Annotated in this window: 2 protein-coding genes; both read left to right on the top strand. The window is 41.9% G+C overall.

Going from position 1 to position 1,068, the window contains the following annotated elements; all coding sequences use genetic code 11:
* Positions 1 to 109 precede the first annotated feature (109 nt).
* Positions 110 to 634, top strand: a complete 525-nt coding sequence (locus tag LD39_RS19330; protein ID WP_035552067.1) for an SRPBCC domain-containing protein — start codon at positions 110 to 112, stop codon at positions 632 to 634.
* A 22-nt stretch (positions 635 to 656) separates the two neighbouring features.
* Positions 657 to 1,058, top strand: a complete 402-nt coding sequence (locus LD39_RS19335) for a VOC family protein (protein ID WP_035552070.1) — start codon at positions 657 to 659, stop codon at positions 1,056 to 1,058.
* Positions 1,059 to 1,068: the final 10 nt, after the last annotated feature.

A 1,068-nucleotide genomic window follows, 5' to 3' on the forward strand; every position in this document is an offset into this window, starting at 1 on the left:
CTATTTTGTTTTTTTGTTGGTCTTAGAGGGGAAGTGAAGGAGATTGTCGCTTGCATGACGAAAAGATAACAACATACAATGACATGATATTCTGAAAGGAGAAATGGAAATGTCTGAACATGAAGCAGCCAGCGGCTTAAGCACCCACATAGACGGTCGTGTGTTAGTGTTGGAGCGAACGTTTAATGCTCCACAAAACATGTTATTTCAAGCCTACTCAGATCCTGATCGACTTACAAGCTGGTGGGGACCAAAAGGGTGGGAAACGGAAAATCGGACGTTTGAATTTAAGCCAGAAGGAACGTGGCACTATTGCATGCGGTGCACGGATAAAAGCCAGGGCGATTTTTACGGTCAAGAATCATGGGGAAAAGCCATTTTTCATGAAATTGCTGAACCGCAAAAGATAGTTTATACAGATGTTTTCTCAGATGAAGAAGGGAATGCCGTTTCAGGTATGCCGGAGATGGAGATCATGATTGAATTTAAGGAAAATGGTGAAAAAACTAGGCTTGTGGTAACTACTGAATTTGCCACGGAAGAACAGCTCAAAGAGATTTTAGGGATGGGAATGATTGAAGGATTCAATTCACAATTAGATCGACTCGACGACCTGCTGGAAAAACAGCAATGATTTAGAGGAGGGCTTTTAGTAGATGGAAAAGGTTACGCCATTTTTAATGTTTCAACAGAATCGCGCGGAGAAAGCTATGGAGTTTTATACCTCCTTGATCGAAGAATCGGATATTCATTCGATTACCCGTTATGGGTCTGAAGGGCCAGGTGAAGAGGGAACAGTTATGCAGGCTGTTTTTTCTATCAAGGGTCAGGAAATAAGGTGTATGGACAGCAGCATACCGCACGACTTCGACTTTACACCATCATTTTCGTTGTTCATTACTTGTGAGACGGAATCCGAAATTGATCACCTTTATGAGCGGTTGGGTGAAAACGGTGAAGCGTTGATGGCGCTTGGCAATTATGGATTCAGTCAAAAGTTTGGGTGGATAGTCGATCAATTTGGTGTTTCCTGGCAATTGAATTTGGATTCAAAGTAAAAAAAAAAGA

The organism is Halobacillus sp. BBL2006 (assembly GCF_000786645.1).
GTDB lineage: Bacteria > Bacillota > Bacilli > Bacillales > Halobacillaceae > Halobacillus.

Coding starts and splice junctions, on each gene's coding strand:
- LD39_RS19330 (WP_035552067.1), top strand. CDS start 110: ATGTCTGAACATGAAGCAGCCAGCGGCTTAAGCACCCACATAGACGGT.
- LD39_RS19335 (WP_035552070.1), top strand. CDS start 657: ATGGAAAAGGTTACGCCATTTTTAATGTTTCAACAGAATCGCGCGGAG.